A 14,598-nucleotide genomic window follows, 5' to 3' on the forward strand; every position below is an offset into this window, starting at 1 on the left:
CGAGCGACCGGCCGCGCGGCGGCATCACATCGAAGGATCGAGATCATGGAAAACGCAGCGAGCATGTCCGCCGCGGCCCCGGCGGCCGCAGCGAAGAACCGGATGAACGTCTGGCAGCTCACCATCCTCACGGCGGTCAACATGATGGGCTCCGGCATCATCCTGCTGCCGGCGAAGCTTGCGCAGGTCGGCACGATCTCGCTGCTGTCGTGGATCGTCACGGCCGGCGGCTCGCTCGCGCTGGCCTATGCGTTCGCGCGCTGCGGGATGTTGAGCCGCAAGCCGGGCGGGATGGGCGGCTACACGGAATACGCGTTCGGCAAGGCCGGCAACTACATGGCGAACTACACGTACGGGCTGTCGCTCGTGATCGCCAACGTCGCGATCGGCGTCACGGCGGTCGGCTATGGCACCGTGCTGTTCGACGCGACGCTGTCGCCGCTGCAGACGGGCCTGTGGACGATCTTCCTGCTCGTGCTGACGACGGTCGCGAACTTCGGCGGCTCGCGCATCACCGGCCGGATCGGCTCGGTGACCGTATGGGGCGTGATCATTCCGGTCGTCATCGTGTCGCTGATCGGCTGGTTCTGGTTCAGCGGCGCGACCTGGGGCGCTGCGTGGAATCCGCACGGCATGTCGTTCGGGCCGGCCGTCGGCAGTTCGATCGCGGTGACGCTGTGGGCGTTCCTCGGGCTCGAATCGGCGTGCGCGAACTCGGATGCGGTGGAGAACCCGGAGCGCAACGTGCCGATCGCCGTGCTCGGCGGCACGATCGCATCGGCGATCTTCTACATCGTGTCGACCAACGTGATCGCGGGGATCGTGCCGAACGCGATCCTCGCGAAGTCGAACGCGCCGTTCGGCATCGCGTTCGCGACGATGTTCACGCCGACCGTCGGCACGATCGTCACCGCGCTGATGGTGATCGCGTGCATCGGATCGCTGCTCGGCTGGCAGTTCACGGTCGCGCAGGTGTTCAAGAGCTCGGCGGACGTCGGCTACTTCCTGCCGGTGTTCGCGCGTGCGACGCGCACGGGCACGCCGATCGTCGGCATGGTGATCCTGCTCGTCGCGCAGGTCGCGCTGGCGCTGATGACGATCAGCCCGGAGCTGAGCAGCCAGTTCCAGAAGATCGTCGATCTCGCGGTCGTCACGAACCTCGTGCCGTACGTGATGTCGATGGCCGCGCTGATCACGATCCAGAAGGTCGCGAAGGTGCCGCCGGCCAAGGCGCTGGTGACGAACGTGATCGCGATGGTCGCCACCGCGTACAGCTTCTATGCGCTCGTCAGCTCGGGCGAGCAGGCGCTGATGCTCGGCGGCCTGTGCGTGTTCCTGGGCTGGACGCTGTTCGGCTTCGTCAGCGCGCGCTTCTACCAGATGGAAGTCGACGCGCACGTGAAGGAACCGGGGAAGTCGCTGCAGGCGTGAGGGCGGGGCTCGCTGCTGCTGACGGACAGGCCGCTTCAGCAGCGGCGGGATTGCCTTCTTCAGTAGATCGACGAGCGCACGCACGCGCGGCGGCAGCGGCCGCTGCGCTTGCACGAGTATGTCGAGCACGAAGCCGGGGAGCCCGTTCCGCGGAAGAATCCTGACGTCCCGCGGACGACCGGCTCCAGCGTACCGTGTCACCGAAGCCGCGTGTGTTCATCGAAGCGATGAGCGAAAATCGGCATTCGCGCGACCGACAGGAGACGGCGACATGACGCAACAGGATGAAGCGATGCGCACGCGATGCGTCGCATGGCAGATCGTGCAGACGTGGCAGGCGGCCGAATGGTGCTGGCTCGCGGAGACGCGAACGGGAATCGATCTGTCGGGTTCGGTGTCGGGTGCAATCGACGGCGCGCCGTTTCGCATCGACTATGCGATCGCATGCGGTGCCGACTGGCTCACGCGCTCGGCGCGCGTGACACGCTGGCTCGGCACGTTGCCACCGCAACAACTGGACCTCGCATGCGAGGAAGGGCGCTGGACGATCGACGGCGTCGACGCGTCGATGCTCGCGGGCGCGACCGACATCGACCTCGGTTTCAGCCCGTCGACCAATACGCTGCCGATCCGGCGGCTGGCGCTGGCCGTCGGCGACGCTGCGACGATCCATACCGCATGGCTGCGCTTTCCGGATTTCGCCATCGTGCGCGGCGAGCAGCGTTATACGCATACGGCGCCACACGTGTATCGCTACGAGAGCGGCACCTATGCGGCCGATATCGCGATCGACGAAGCCGGCCTCGTCATCGACTACGACGAATGGCGGCGCATCGGCGCGGCGCCTGCGCCGTAACGCGTCGCATCGTGTATCGGCGACACATCAGCGCGCGTTGGCGACCGTCAGCTTGCCCGGAATCAGCTTCAGCGTGCTGAACGTGTCGGCGATGTTCTGCTGATACGCGACCGTCGCGTCGGTGACGGGCTGCACGCCGTAGCCGGCGCGCTTGAGCGCGACTTCGAGCGTCGGCGCGTCGAGGCCGACGAGCGGTGACAGTTGCGCGGCGACGTCGGGCGTGTGGTCGCGCGCCCAGCGATCGACCGCGTCGACTTCGTCGAGCAGCGCGCGCAGCACCTGCGGGTGAGCGGCCGCGTACTTGCGCGCGGCGAGGTAGTACTGCGTGTTGCGCACGAGCCCTTCGCCGTTCGCGATCACGCGCGCGCCGAGCTGCCGTTCGGCGGCCGCCAGATACGGATCCCAGATCACCCACGCATCGACGCTGCGCTGCACGAACGCGGCGCGCGCGTCGGCGGGCGTCAGGTAGATCGGCTGGATGTCCGCATACGCGAGGCCCGCATGTTCCAGCGCCTTCACGAGCAGGTAGTGGACGTTCGAGCCCTTGTTGAACGCGACCTTCTTGCCGCGCAACTGCGCGACGTTGCGGATCGGCGAATCGGGCAGCACGACGATCGCTTCGCCCTGCGGCGCGGGCGGCTCGTTGCCGATATAGACGAAATCGACGCCGGCCGCCTGCGCGAAGATCGGCGGCGTTTCGCCGACCGTGCCGACGTCGATCGCGCCGGCGTTCAGCCCTTCGAGCAGTTGCGGGCCGGCCGGGAATTCGAGCCATTGCACCGCGACGCCCTGGCTCGCAAGGCGCTTCTCGAGCGTGCCGCGGGCCTTCAGCACGACGAAGTTGCCGTATTTCTGGAAACCGATGCGCAGCCGCGTGCCGTTGTCCTGGGCTCGTGCGGGCAGGGTCGCGAGCGGCCCGAGCGCAAGCCCGGCAAGCCCGGCGGCCGCGCCATGCAGCCATTGGCGTCGGCGCGGGTTCGCCGGGGTCGTTTCAACGTCTGCGTGCGGTGTGTCGCTCATCTGGGTGTCCTGCGTGCGGGTTCACGGGCCGCGCGCCAAGGCGGCGCGGCCGGCGCAGGACGGGGCCGGATGCGGGCGATGCTCGCAACGGGCCGGCCCGCGCCGGATTCAGGACGATACGGCCGCGCGGGCCGGCGGCCAACCAATGAATGCGCATATGCAAATCAGCGGCGCTCAGGCTGCGTCTGCGGCGCTTTCCTCGATCGAATCGACGCGGTCCGGATAGAACGCGAGGTGTCCGCGAATCGCTTCGACGGCCGGATACGGATGCTCGTAGGTCCACACCGCGTTGGTCGCGCGTTCGCCGCCGGCCGGGATCGCGTAGTACGCGCAGTCGCCCTTGTACGGGCAGTACGTCGCGTGGTCGGTGCGGCGCAGCAGCGACATGTCGGCGTCTTCGCGCGGGATGTAGAGCACGGCCGGATAGCTGGCCTCGCGCAGCGCCAGCGCGCGGCGCGTATCGGCGACGACCTTGCCGGCCACCGTGACCACCACGCGCGACGGATGCGGCTCGATCGCGATCGGATGATCGGGGCCCGGCGACTTGACGGGACGAGAGGGCGTATCGGAGCGGGTCGACATCGTGGGTCCTCCAGGAATCGGCGGCGCGGCGTCGTCGGGCGGATCCCGGCGCGCCCGTGCCGGCGTTTGCCAGCCGATACGATGCGCCAATTCCGGAGAATCTGCAGGGGGCCGGAAGGCGGTGGCGCGGTCGCGTGCTTTGGCGTGGCGCGAAGGATCTGCCGGGCGATGCCCCGGCGCTTGCGCGGACATATTCATGCCCGGGCAGCGGGATGCACCCGCGGCGATAAGCAACGTCGAATTAATTGGTAAGCGAACGGCGGGAGGCGCGCGAAGATCGGCGGTCGTCATTCGCATGACTCATTCCTCCTTTCCGCCACCATGAAGCATTCTTTCGTTTCGTCAGCCGCACGTCGCGTGCGTCGCGCACCGCATGCCGTTGTTGCACTTCGTTGCGTGGCTGCATCGCTGCTGCTCGCCGGCGCGGCCACGCAGGCGCTTGCCGCGCCGGCCGGCAAGACGCTCGTGTACTGCACCGAAGGCAGCCCGGCCGGCTTCGATCCCGGCCAGCACACGACGAGCACCGATTTCGACGCGAGCACGTACACGATCTACAACGGACTCGTGCAGTTCAGGCGCGGCACGCTCGATCTCGAACCGTCGCTCGCGACGAGCTGGGACGTGTCGCCCGACCAGCGCACGATCACGTTCCACCTGCGGCGCGGCGTGAAATTCCAGACGACCGCATGGTTCAAGCCGACGCGGCCGTTCCAGGCCGACGACGTCGTGTTCACGTTCCGCCGGATGCTCGATCCCGACGATCCGTTCCGCAAGGCCTACCCGGTCAGCTTCCCGTACTTCAGCGATCTCGGCTTCGACCGCAACGTCGAGCGCATCGAGAAGGCCGACGACTACACGGTGCGCTTCGTGCTGAAGACGCCCGACGTCGTGTTCGTGCGCAACCTCGCGATGGCGTTCGCGTCGGTGCTGTCGGCCGAATATGCGTCGCAGCTCGCGGCACGCCATCGCGAGGCCGACATCAACCAGTTCCCGGTCGGCACCGGGCCGTTCCTGCTGCGCACGTACCAGAAGGATGCGCTGATCCGCTACGAAGCGAACCCCGACTACTGGAAGCCGGACGACGTGAAGCTCGCGCGGCTCGTGTTCGCGATCACGCCCGATCCGGCCGCACGCCTGCAGAAGCTGGTGGCCGGCGAGTGCCAGGTATCGGCGTTCCCGCGGCCGGCCGATCTCGACACGGTGCGGCGCGACCCGAAGCTGGAACTGTTCTCGGGAATGGGCTTCAACGTCGGTTTCGTCGCGTACAACACGCAACATGCGCCGCTCGATCGCGTCGACGTGCGGCGCGCGCTCGACATCGCGATCGACAAGACGGCGATCGTGAAGACCGTCTTCAACGGCGACGCGAAGATCGCGACGAACCCGATGCCGCCCGCGCAATGGTCGTACAACCCGCGCCTGAAGGATGCGCCGCGCGATCCGGCCGCCGCGAAGGCGCTGCTCGCGCAGGCCGGCTTCCCGAACGGCTTCGACCTGACGCTGTGGGCGATGCCCGTGCAGCGCCCGTACAACCCGAATGCGCAGTTGATGGCGCAACTGATCCAGCAGGACTGGGCGAAGATCGGCGTGCGCGCGAAGATCGTCAGCTACGAGTGGGGCGAATACAACCGCCGCGCGAAGCACGACGGGCAGCACGACGCGATCCTGTACGGCTGGTCGGGCGACAACGGCGACCCCGACAACTGGCTCGGCACGCTGCTCGGCTGCGACGCGGTGCACGGCAGCAACCTCGCGAAGTGGTGCAATCAGGATTTCGAAAAGCTGGTGAGCGCGGCGCGCTCGAATGCGGACGTCGCGAAGCGCACGGCGCTGTACGAACAGGCGCAGGTGGTGTTCAAGGATCAGGTGCCGTTCACGCCGATCGCGACGTCGATCGTGTCGCTGCCGGTGTCGAAACGTGTGCACGGGCTGACGTTCTCGCCGCTCGGCGGGCACCGGTTCGACGGCGTCTGGCTGGATTGACGGAGATCGATGGACGAAGGGCCGGTGCGCTCGCGCGCGCCGGTGCCGGTTCAGGTTGCGGTCAGTTGAGCGCGACGGCCGCCGCCGTTTCGACCGGCGAGCCTTCGAGCGCGACCGATGGCCGGCCGTCGGGGCCGACCGGTACGTCGCCGGTGAGCGTCGTACGGTAGAGCTGGCGGTCGAAGTCGAGATCGAAGATGTCGACGGGTGCGAGATGCGCGGTCGCGCGGTTGTCCCAGAACGCGATGCTGCGCGGTTCCCATTTGAAGCGGATCGTGAATTCCGGCCGCGTCACGTGTTCCCACAGCAGTTCGAGCAGCGCCTGGCTCTCGCGCGGCGTCAGCCCGACGATCGATTTCAGGAAGCTCGGGCTCACGTACAGCGCACGTTCGCCGGTCTCCGGATGCACGCGGACGAGCGGATGCTCGGTCACGAGCGGGCGGCGTTCGACCGCGTCATCGAACGCGCCGGTGGCGCGCGCACCGGCCGGCGGCGTGAAGCGGTGGATGCCGCGCAAGCCGTCGACGAAACCGCGCAGCGGCGCGGACAGCGTTTCGTACGCGCGTACGAGATTGGTCCAGTGCGTGTCGCCGCCGTACGGCGGGATCGTCACGCCGCGCAGGATCGACGCCCACGGCGGGTTCACGGCGGCCGTCACGTCGGTGTGCCAGCCCGTCCACGGCCGGCGCACCGGTTCGCCTTCGAAGCGCGTCGCCTTGCGGTGCTTCGCGATCGAATAGACGGCTGGATGACCATCGACGTGCCCGAACACCGGGTGGCCGACCGTCGGCTCGCCGAACTGCGCGGAGAACGCGACGTGCTGGTCATGCGTGAGGAATTGTTCGCGGAAGAAGACGACGCGCCATTTCAGCAGCGCGGTGCGGATGGCCGCGATCTGCGGCGTGGTCAACGGTTGCGTGAGGTCGACGCCGCGAATTTCCGCACCGATATGGGCGGACAGCGGGATCACGTCGACCGGCTGGGCAGCGGGTTCGGGTAGGGCGCTCATGCGACGCTCCTGGCGGAAGTGAATGGGGCGGATGGCCGACATCGTTGCGCGTGCAAGCGTCGATGCGGTGGCGGGAGGTTCATGGTGGTGTGTCCGGTGGCGATTGGAGCGGAACACGCAGCGGCGCGCACGAAACGGCGCCGCCGCGGTACTCGGGCGTTATTGCAGCGTCGCACCCGGCCCCTTCAGCACGACGCTCCGGCGGCCGTCGATGCCGACCGGCACGTCGCCGTGAACGGTCGCGCGGCGCACGACGCGGCGCGCAGCGCCGTAGTCGTTGATCGCGTAGTGCTGCGTCGCGCGGTTGTCCCAGATCGCGACGTCGCCTTCCTGCCAGTTCCAGCGCACGGTGTTCTCGAGACGCGTCACGTGCTCGTGGAAGACCTGCAGCAGGTGCGCGGAATCCTGCGCCGACAGCCCCTTGAGCCGCTGCACGAAGTGCCCGAGCACGAGCGTGCGTTCGCCGGTTTCCGGATGCACGCGCACGACCGGATGCTCGGTTTCGTAGACGGTCGACGTGAACACTTCGCGGTAGCGCTTCAGTTGCGTGTCGTCGGCATGCACATGCGTCGACGCGTAGTCGTATGCGTTCGTATGGATCGCCCACAGCGTGTCCGCAAGTGCGCGCAGCGGGTCGGGAAGATGCGTGTACGCGGCGGCCGTGTTGGCCCACACCGTATCGCCGCCGAACGGCGGAATCACGACCGCGCGCAGGATCGAGATCTTCGGGTACGCATCGACGAACGTGACGTCGGTGTGCCACGAATTCGCCCGGGCGCCGTGCGCGGAATCGAGTTCGAGCAGATGCGCGCTGCCGTCGACGGACGGCACGGTCGGATGCGCGACCGTGTCGCCGAAGCGGCGCGCGAACGCTTCCTGCGCGGTGTCGTCGAGATGGTGCTGGCCACGGAAGAACAGCACCTTGTGGCGCAGCAGCGCGGCCTGGATCGCGTCGAACGTCGCGTCGTCGAGCGTGGCCGACAGCCGGACGCCGGCGATCTCGGCGCCGATCCGGCCGGCAACCTGGCGAAGCTGGAGCGGGGCGGCGGCCGTGCGCGGCGCGGCGTGCGAAGCATGCGAAGACGGGTGGGCGGCGTGCTGGACTTCGGACATCGGGAGTCTCCTGGAGTCGGGTCGGTCGAGTCTCCATTCAAGCAGGGAGCGCGCGGAACCGGAACCGATGAATCGTCACAACCTTAGCGTGCGTGCTGCGATGATCGATATGTGTCGTCATGCTGAGCAATGCGGTCGCGACACGTGTCTACCACGCAAGCCGGAATTCACCGATCCGGTGCGCGTGCGGCGTGTCGATGCGCTTGCCGCCCGCGCCGTCGTCGCGCGGCGTATCGCTATCGTCGAAATCGGCGAGCACCGTATCGCGCAACCGCGCGAATTCCGGCGAATCGCGCCGGCGCGGCCGCGGCAGTGCGACATCGACGATCCGTTCGATGCGGCCCGGGCGCGGCGCCATCGTGACGACGCGGTCGCCGAGATAGACGGCTTCGTCGACGTCGTGCGTGACGAGCATCATCGTGATGCGCTCCTGTTCCCAGATGCGCAGCAATTCGTTCTGCATCCGCGCGCGCGTCTGCGCGTCGAGCGCGCCGAACGGCTCGTCGAGCAGCAGCACGCGCGGCCGGTTCACGAGGCCGCGCGCGATCGCGACGCGCTGCGCCATCCCGCCCGACAACTGGTTCGGAAACGCGTGCTCGAAGCCGTTCAGCCCGACGAGTGCGATGTGGTCGGCTACCGCTCGCTGCTTCGCGGCCGCGTCGAGCGGCGCGTTGCGCAGCGCGGCGCCGATGTTCTGCTCGACGGTGAGCCACGGAAACAGCCGGTGATCCTGGAACACGATCCCGCGCTGCAGCGACGTGTCGCGCACGCGTTCGTCGCCGGCGCGAATCTCGCCCGTGTAGTCGGTGTCGAGCCCCGCGATCAGCCGAAGCAGCGTGGACTTGCCGCAGCCGCTCGCGCCGACGATCGTGACGAATTCGCCGGCGCGCACGTGCAGCGACACGTCGTCGAGCACGGCGAGCACCGCGCCGCGTTGTGCGTAGTGCTTGCTTACATGGAGGATGTCGAGCGAGTCGGAGGCGAGGGTCGTCATGGCGGAGCGAGGAGGGTTGCGACAGGGAAGGAGCGTGAGATCAGCGCGGCAGGTCGCCGCGCCGGGCCAGCACCTTGCGTTCGATCGCACGCGCGATCGCGTTCAGTGCCCAGCCGGTCACGCCGACCACGATGATCCCGAACAGCACGAGATCCATCCGGAATTGCTCGCTGCCGTCGATCAGCGTGTTGCCGATCCCGCTGCCGGCGACGAGCAGGTATTCGGCGCCGAGCGTTGCGAGCCACGAATAGATCAGGCCGAGATACAGCCCGGTGAAGATCGACGGCAGTGCGGCCGGCAGGATCACGTAGCGGACGAGCTGGAGCCGCGAATAGCGCAGCGCGCGGGCGACGTCGACATACGCGCGCGGCACCGCGTGAATGCCGTCGCAGGTGTGCGCGGCGACGGGCAGCAGCGCGGCGAGCGACAGGAACACGACCTTGGCGACGTCGCCGAGGCCGAACCACACGGAAATCAGCGGAATCCACGCGAACAGCGAGATCTGCTTGAACGTGTCGAAGCTCGGGCCGACGATGCGCGCGGCGATGCGCGACAGCCCGAGCGCGATGCCGAGCAGCAGCCCGCCCGTCGCGCCGATCGCGAAACCGCAGGCTTCGCGCGCGAGCGACGCGGACAGTGCGCGGCCGAGCGCATCGCTCGTGACCTGCGACCACGCGGTGTGCAGCACGTCGGCCGGGCCGACGAGCAGCCCGCTTTTCACGAGGTGCGCGGAAGCGATCGCCCACCAGAGTGCGAACGCGACGAGCGGCAGCACGAAGCCGCGCCAGTCGGGCGCATGCAGGCGGCGGGCGGCTGCGACGGACGACGGCGCGGCAGCCGGCGCGAGCGTCGACGTGACGGAGTGCGGCATCGGGTAGTCTCCTTCGGTTGGGCGGGCAGGCCGGCTCAGCCGCGGAACGCGGACGGCACGCCGCGGCGCAGGCGCGCTTCGAGTGCGTCGAGCAGCCGGTTGATCAGCAGGCCGACCGCGCCGACCACGACCACGGCCGCCATCACGAGATCGAGCTGGAACAGTTGCCGGCCGTACACGATCAGGTAGCCGAGCCCTTCGGAAGACGCGACGAGCTCGACGACGACGAGCGCGAGCCACGACTTCGTGAAAGCGAGCCGCACGCCGGTCGCGAGCGTCGGGATCGCGGCCGGCAGCACGACGTGGACGATGCGTTGCCGGCGCGTGTAGCCGAACCCGCGCGCGACTTCGTCGAGCGCAGGCGGCGTCTGGCGAAACCCCTGCAGCGTGCTCATCGTGACGGGGACGAGCGCCGCATGCGCGATCAGCAGGTACTTGAGCGGTTCGCCGACGCCGACGAGCAGCAGCAGGAACGGCAGCCAGCCGAGCACCGGGATCTGCACGAGCGCGTTGAAGCTCGGCAGTACATAGGCTTCCAGCGTGCGCGACAGGCCGAGCGCGACGCCGATCGCGAAACCGAGCAGCGAGCCGGCCGCGAAGCCGACCAGCACGCGCTGCAGGCTGATCAGCGTGTGGCGTGCGAGATCGCCGCTCGTCGCAAGCTCGGCGAGCGCGTCGTACACGCGTTCGGGCGGCGGCAGGATCTGCGGTGCGATCCAGCCGCGCGCGCTGCCGACGCTCCACAGCGCGAACAGCAGCGCGGGCAGCACCCACGGCGCGAGCTGCCATGCCAGCCGCTTCAAGCTCGCCGCGCGGCGCGGCTGCGCGGCGAGCGCATGCGGCTCGGACGACTGAATCGGGATCGCGGTGTCGCTCATCGGGGCGGGTCCGGGTCAGGAAAGGGGCTTGCCGGCCGCGTCGTAGCGCGGCCAGTAGTGTTCGAGCTTCAGCGTACGCAGCGCGTTGTCGAGATACTTCGGCTCGAACCAGCCGTCGACGTCGACCGGCTGGCGGATCAGCTTCAGCTTCAGCGCATCCTGTGCGACGGCCTTGTAGCGCGCGACGAGGAACGGATCGATTAGCGGCGACAGGCGATCCTTCAGGCGCTGGTTCGCATAGTCGGCCTGCCACGACGAATACGGGACGCCGCTCTTCGCCCACAGCTTGAACAGCGCATCGCGGTTCGCCTCGTCGGACGACCATTGCGCGCCCTTGACCAGCGCGGTGACGACGCGCTGCACGATGTCCGGATGCGCGCGTTCGAAATCGTCGAGCACGAGCAGGTGGGTCTGGCGCGTGTACTGCGGGCCGTCGTTCTGCGATTCGTAGATGATCTTCGCGAGCCCCGCATCGCGCAGCTTGTATAGCTGGTAGTCGCCCACCGACGCGTCGATGCCTTTCGACGCGAGCGCGGCGAGCGAGCTTGCGGCGTCGAGATTGATCACGCGCAGGTCGCGTTCGCCGAGGCCGTTCTTCGCGAGCGCGTTGTCGGCGACGAGCTGCAGGTTCGTGCCGCGGAAGATCGACACGCGGCGGTCTTTCAGGTCGGTGATCGAACGGATGCCGGAGTCGGGCGGCACCGCGATCTTCACGCCCGAGCGCACGCTCGCAGCAAGCAGCAGGTGCGTCTTGATCCCGTTCGAGCGTGCGAGCACGGCCGGCAGGTCGCCCTGGTATGCGAAGTCGAGTGCCTTGTTGGCGATCGCCTCGTTGACGGCCGGCCCCGCGCCCTTGAAGAACAGCCACTGCACGTTGATGCCGTCGGCCGCGAACTCCTTTTCGACCAGTTGCTGCAATTGCGCGGTGGCGGCGCTGGAGCCGCCGAAGGTCGGCGGATCGCCGGCGCCCTGCTGGGCGACGCCGATGCGGATGGTGGCGGGCTTGTCGGCGTGCGCGGCGGCGGCCGCCAGTGTCATCAGCGTGGCCGCCAGCAGCGATCGCAGCAGGCGCAGCGGAAACGGGAATCGATCGGTCATGGTGCGTCGGGTAGCGTGAAAATGAAATCGGACGGGGAGGCGTCGAGCCATTCTGGTGGACGCTTCCGGCGCGGGACAAACAACGATTTGAACTATGCTTATCGCCGCCTTGCGGGTTGCGCTTTGCGGGGCCGGGCGCGCCGGTTCCGCGAACGGAAAGCAGATTTGCATATATCGCGGAATCGTTCAGGATTCCGATCATGTTGATTGGCGTCGCTTGCTAATCAGGCAAGCGCCGGCTGGAAAATTCCTGAAATGGCGAAATCGCGGATTTGCGAGATCGCGGATTCGCATGTCGATCGGCATGCGAATCAGGGCGGTGAAATCGACATCAGTCGGTTCAGAAAAACTGATCCGGACCTGTCATATTTGCCGAGTTGGCGGACGGAGCTTGAACGAATTGCCGCCCGGCACACGCGAACCGCTGCGTGAAACGGTGCGCACGGCCCATCCGGCATACCGAAAAATCGAATGGAAACGGGTTATCCGCCAGACGGGAAATGACGCATCGCGACAGTTAACATGCTTACATCGACGTCTGAATGCCGCGACAAAGAATTTCGACAGACACCTTCATGAATTTCATCATTGCAGGGTGCTATCCATAAATACATTCCGACGCCAAATTATTTGAAATCGTCTCAAAAATTGTCTATACCCTAGACGAATCAGTGCGGTCGGCGTCGTACCGGCGCGGCTGCACGACAGATGTGCGAATGAAACGATCGATGCCGTCGTTGCATGCCGCGCGTCGCAGCGATCGAATGGACTTTCGGGGAATGCGAACGGCCTCATGCGGGCGGTCCGCATGAGTCGCAAATGGGCGAACGCCATATGCAGCCGCCGGACCCATGCAGCGTCTCTACGTTCAACGGTCGATCATCGACCCCGTCACACGGAGGTTGCCATGCTGCAATACGTCAAGTCCCTGCTGCGTGATGAACGCGGCGTCAGCTCGCTCGAATATGCGGTGCTGGCCGGCATCGTCGTGGTCGCGCTGGCAGCGGTCGGCGTGATCCTCAGCAGCACTTCCGGCGGCTTGCCGAGCGTGTTCACGGCGCTGATCACGAAGGTGACGAGCCTGATCTGATCCCCTGAACCCGCGCGCCGCCGACGAATACACGGATCCGCAGCGGTAGAACGTATCCAGCCGGGGGTGCGCCGATGGACGGCTCTCCCATGCTCACTCTCGTGCAGTCGGTGGCCACGGTCGTGCTGGCGTCGCTCGCGGCGCAGGACCTGCGCGACCGGCGCCTGTCCAATCGCGCGGTGCTGGCGTTCGCGATGCTGTATTTCGTCGCGGCGGCGCTCGCTCGCGAAGGGCTCGCGCCGCTGGCCGGCCACCTCGCGACCGCCGCGGCGATGCTGCTGCTGTTCGGCGGCTTGCGCCACGCGGGCTGGATCGGCGGCGGCGACGTCAAGCTGGCGGCGGCGGTATTCCTGTGGGCCGGCCCGACGCTGGCGTTCCCCGTGTTGACGATCGTCGGCGCGGGTGGCGCGTTATGCGGCCTCGCCGCGCTCGCGGCCGTCGCGTGGCAGCGGCGCGCCACGCCCGCCCGTGCGGTCGCCGCGCGCGGCGTGCCGTACGGGCTCGCGCTCGCGCTCGGCGGTGCGCTGGCCGTCTGGGCGCCGTTTCCGCACGCGGTTTCGCTTACCTAGCCGGGGGACGCACGCCGCCATGCCCAAACCTCTGAGAATGGCCGTGCTGATCATCGCTGCCGGCATCGGCGCATTCATCCTGCGCGAACTGTACGTCGCCGCGTCGACGCCGTCGGCACCCGGCGAACCGGATCAGGCGCGCGTGCGCGTCGCGGCCGCCGATCTGCCGGAAGGGCTGCTGCTGCGCGACAACGATCTCGCGTGGAAGCGCATGCCGCGCGCGCAGGTGCCGCCGGGCGCATTCGTCGAGTCGCAGCCGGGCGCCGACCTGAAGGGCGCGCTGCTGCGCAACCGCGTCGGCGCCGGCACGCCGATTCGCACGGACAACGTGATTCCGGCCGACGCGCCGGATTTTCTCGCGGCCGCGCTGCAGCCCGGCATGCGCGCGATCTCGGTGCCGGTCGACGACGTGTCGGGCAACGCGGGGCTGATCCAGCCGGGCGACTTCGTCGACGTGGTGCTCACGCAGCAGATCGGCGGCTCGGCGACGTCGCCCGGCACCTTCGAAGCGGAGACGGTCGTGCGGCGCGCGCGCGTGCTTGCGGTCGGCTCGGAATTCCAGCGCGCGAAGACGCCCGCGAGTGCGCCGGACGCGACGGCGCGCGCGCGTACGGTCACGCTCGAGGTCGCGCCGCGCACCGCGCAGGTCGTGCTGGTCGCGACGCGCCTCGGCTCGCTGTCGCTCGCGCTGCGCAGCTTCGCGACCAGCGACCGGCGGCAACCGGCGGGCGGCGACGAGCAGGAGCCGGATACGCAGCCGGTGTGGGCCGGCGACGTGTCGCGTGCGGCCCGCGAGGCCGCGCGCGCGCCGGCCGCCGGGCCGGCGGCCGGCAGCGCACGGCCGACGGGACAGGGCAGCACGGTCGTGATCTATCGCGGTTCGTCGATCGACGACGGGTCGCGCGGCGGCGGCATCGGCACGCCGGGCCTGCCGCCGCTGCCGTCCGGCCTGCCGGGGATGCAGGGAATGCAGGGAATGCCGGCGCTGCCGGGCGGCGGCAATGTGGCGGGGGCGGACGGGACTGCGCAGCCGCCGCGGGCGGCGGTGCCGCAATGACGGATCGACGGAGCGGGCCGGCCGCGCGGCGGCCGGCATTTGACGGG

At 68.3% G+C, this 14,598-nt stretch carries 14 protein-coding genes; 6 read left to right on the forward strand and 8 right to left on the reverse strand.

What is annotated here, in order from left to right:
* The first annotated feature begins 45 nt into the window (after nucleotides 1–45).
* Both potE and MRS60_RS17930 read left to right on the forward strand, forming a co-directional pair.
* Nucleotides 46–1,431, forward strand: coding sequence for a putrescine-ornithine antiporter (gene potE, locus MRS60_RS17925; protein WP_105390866.1), 1,386 nt, complete (start codon nucleotides 46–48; stop codon nucleotides 1,429–1,431).
* 271 nt (nucleotides 1,432–1,702) lie between these two features.
* Nucleotides 1,703–2,287, forward strand: a complete 585-nt coding sequence (locus tag MRS60_RS17930; protein ID WP_243566319.1) for a putative glycolipid-binding domain-containing protein — start codon at nucleotides 1,703–1,705, stop codon at nucleotides 2,285–2,287.
* 27 nt (nucleotides 2,288–2,314) lie between these two features.
* Here the strand turns inward: MRS60_RS17930 and MRS60_RS17935 are convergent, their stop codons facing one another.
* Together MRS60_RS17935 and MRS60_RS17940 are read right to left on the reverse strand one after the other, a co-directional pair.
* Entirely contained in the window at nucleotides 2,315–3,307 is a 993-nt protein-coding gene (locus MRS60_RS17935) for a sulfonate ABC transporter substrate-binding protein (RefSeq protein ID WP_217590619.1), read from the reverse strand.
* A gap of 174 nt (nucleotides 3,308–3,481) precedes the next feature.
* Nucleotides 3,482–3,889: a DUF427 domain-containing protein gene (locus tag MRS60_RS17940; protein ID WP_243566320.1), complete on the reverse strand. Its 408-nt coding sequence runs from the start codon at nucleotides 3,887–3,889 to the stop codon at nucleotides 3,482–3,484.
* A gap of 321 nt (nucleotides 3,890–4,210) precedes the next feature.
* Here MRS60_RS17940 and MRS60_RS17945 point away from each other — a divergent pair, with 321 nt between their 5' ends.
* Complete coding sequence (locus MRS60_RS17945) at nucleotides 4,211–5,872, forward strand: ABC transporter substrate-binding protein (RefSeq protein WP_034179903.1); 1,662 nt, start codon at nucleotides 4,211–4,213, stop codon at nucleotides 5,870–5,872.
* Nucleotides 5,873–5,933: 61 nt separating this feature from the next.
* Here the strand turns inward: MRS60_RS17945 and MRS60_RS17950 are convergent, their stop codons facing one another.
* The 6 genes from MRS60_RS17950 to MRS60_RS17975 all read right to left on the reverse strand — a co-directional run bounded on the left by MRS60_RS17950 (nucleotide 5,934) and on the right by MRS60_RS17975 (nucleotide 11,835).
* Complete coding sequence (locus MRS60_RS17950; protein ID WP_034179902.1) at nucleotides 5,934–6,881, reverse strand: TauD/TfdA dioxygenase family protein; 948 nt, start codon at nucleotides 6,879–6,881, stop codon at nucleotides 5,934–5,936.
* Between the two features lie 159 nt (nucleotides 6,882–7,040).
* Entirely contained in the window at nucleotides 7,041–7,994 is a 954-nt protein-coding gene (locus MRS60_RS17955) for a TauD/TfdA dioxygenase family protein (protein WP_105390870.1), read from the reverse strand.
* 148 nt (nucleotides 7,995–8,142) lie between these two features.
* Nucleotides 8,143–8,988 carry an ABC transporter ATP-binding protein gene (locus MRS60_RS17960; protein WP_243566321.1) on the reverse strand — a complete coding sequence of 282 codons (846 nt, stop codon included), beginning with the start codon at nucleotides 8,986–8,988 and terminating at the stop codon, nucleotides 8,143–8,145.
* 40 nt (nucleotides 8,989–9,028) lie between these two features.
* Nucleotides 9,029–9,859: an ABC transporter permease gene (locus tag MRS60_RS17965; RefSeq protein ID WP_243566322.1), complete on the reverse strand. Its 831-nt coding sequence runs from the start codon at nucleotides 9,857–9,859 to the stop codon at nucleotides 9,029–9,031.
* A 35-nt stretch (nucleotides 9,860–9,894) separates the two neighbouring features.
* Entirely contained in the window at nucleotides 9,895–10,737 is an 843-nt protein-coding gene (locus MRS60_RS17970; RefSeq protein ID WP_243566323.1) for an ABC transporter permease, read from the reverse strand.
* A 15-nt stretch (nucleotides 10,738–10,752) separates the two neighbouring features.
* Entirely contained in the window at nucleotides 10,753–11,835 is a 1,083-nt protein-coding gene (locus MRS60_RS17975; protein ID WP_175748604.1) for an ABC transporter substrate-binding protein, read from the reverse strand.
* Nucleotides 11,836–12,742: 907 nt separating this feature from the next.
* Here MRS60_RS17975 and MRS60_RS17980 point away from each other — a divergent pair.
* From MRS60_RS17980 to cpaB, 3 genes are all read left to right on the forward strand, one after another.
* Nucleotides 12,743–12,925, forward strand: a complete 183-nt coding sequence (locus tag MRS60_RS17980) for a Flp family type IVb pilin (RefSeq protein ID WP_034179896.1) — start codon at nucleotides 12,743–12,745, stop codon at nucleotides 12,923–12,925.
* Between the two features lie 89 nt (nucleotides 12,926–13,014).
* Nucleotides 13,015–13,494, forward strand: coding sequence for a prepilin peptidase (locus MRS60_RS17985; RefSeq protein ID WP_131947754.1), 480 nt, complete (start codon nucleotides 13,015–13,017; stop codon nucleotides 13,492–13,494).
* Nucleotides 13,495–13,513: 19 nt separating this feature from the next.
* Nucleotides 13,514–14,551 carry a Flp pilus assembly protein CpaB gene (gene cpaB, locus MRS60_RS17990; RefSeq protein ID WP_243566324.1) on the forward strand — a complete coding sequence of 346 codons (1,038 nt, stop codon included), beginning with the start codon at nucleotides 13,514–13,516 and terminating at the stop codon, nucleotides 14,549–14,551.
* Nucleotides 14,552–14,598: the final 47 nt, after the last annotated feature.

Source organism: Burkholderia pyrrocinia, from assembly GCF_022809715.1.
Classification (GTDB): Bacteria; Pseudomonadota; Gammaproteobacteria; order Burkholderiales; family Burkholderiaceae; genus Burkholderia; species Burkholderia pyrrocinia_C.

Bases quoted from the DNA above. Each gene is read 5' to 3' on its own strand.
- potE (WP_105390866.1), top strand. From the start codon at position 46: ATGGAAAACGCAGCGAGCATGTCCGCCGCGGCCCCGGCGGCCGCAGCG.
- MRS60_RS17940 (WP_243566320.1), bottom strand. From the start codon at position 3,889: ATGTCGACCCGCTCCGATACGCCCTCTCGTCCCGTCAAGTCGCCGGGC.
- MRS60_RS17955 (WP_105390870.1), bottom strand. From the start codon at position 7,994: ATGTCCGAAGTCCAGCACGCCGCCCACCCGTCTTCGCATGCTTCGCAC.
- MRS60_RS17935 (WP_217590619.1), bottom strand. From the start codon at position 3,307: ATGAGCGACACACCGCACGCAGACGTTGAAACGACCCCGGCGAACCCG.
- MRS60_RS17965 (WP_243566322.1), bottom strand. From the start codon at position 9,859: ATGCCGCACTCCGTCACGTCGACGCTCGCGCCGGCTGCCGCGCCGTCG.
- MRS60_RS17970 (WP_243566323.1), bottom strand. From the start codon at position 10,737: ATGAGCGACACCGCGATCCCGATTCAGTCGTCCGAGCCGCATGCGCTC.
- MRS60_RS17975 (WP_175748604.1), bottom strand. From the start codon at position 11,835: ATGACCGATCGATTCCCGTTTCCGCTGCGCCTGCTGCGATCGCTGCTG.
- MRS60_RS17960 (WP_243566321.1), bottom strand. From the start codon at position 8,988: ATGACGACCCTCGCCTCCGACTCGCTCGACATCCTCCATGTAAGCAAG.
- MRS60_RS17985 (WP_131947754.1), top strand. From the start codon at position 13,015: ATGCTCACTCTCGTGCAGTCGGTGGCCACGGTCGTGCTGGCGTCGCTC.
- MRS60_RS17950 (WP_034179902.1), bottom strand. From the start codon at position 6,881: ATGAGCGCCCTACCCGAACCCGCTGCCCAGCCGGTCGACGTGATCCCG.
- MRS60_RS17945 (WP_034179903.1), top strand. From the start codon at position 4,211: ATGAAGCATTCTTTCGTTTCGTCAGCCGCACGTCGCGTGCGTCGCGCA.
- cpaB (WP_243566324.1), top strand. From the start codon at position 13,514: ATGCCCAAACCTCTGAGAATGGCCGTGCTGATCATCGCTGCCGGCATC.
- MRS60_RS17930 (WP_243566319.1), top strand. From the start codon at position 1,703: ATGACGCAACAGGATGAAGCGATGCGCACGCGATGCGTCGCATGGCAG.
- MRS60_RS17980 (WP_034179896.1), top strand. From the start codon at position 12,743: ATGCTGCAATACGTCAAGTCCCTGCTGCGTGATGAACGCGGCGTCAGC.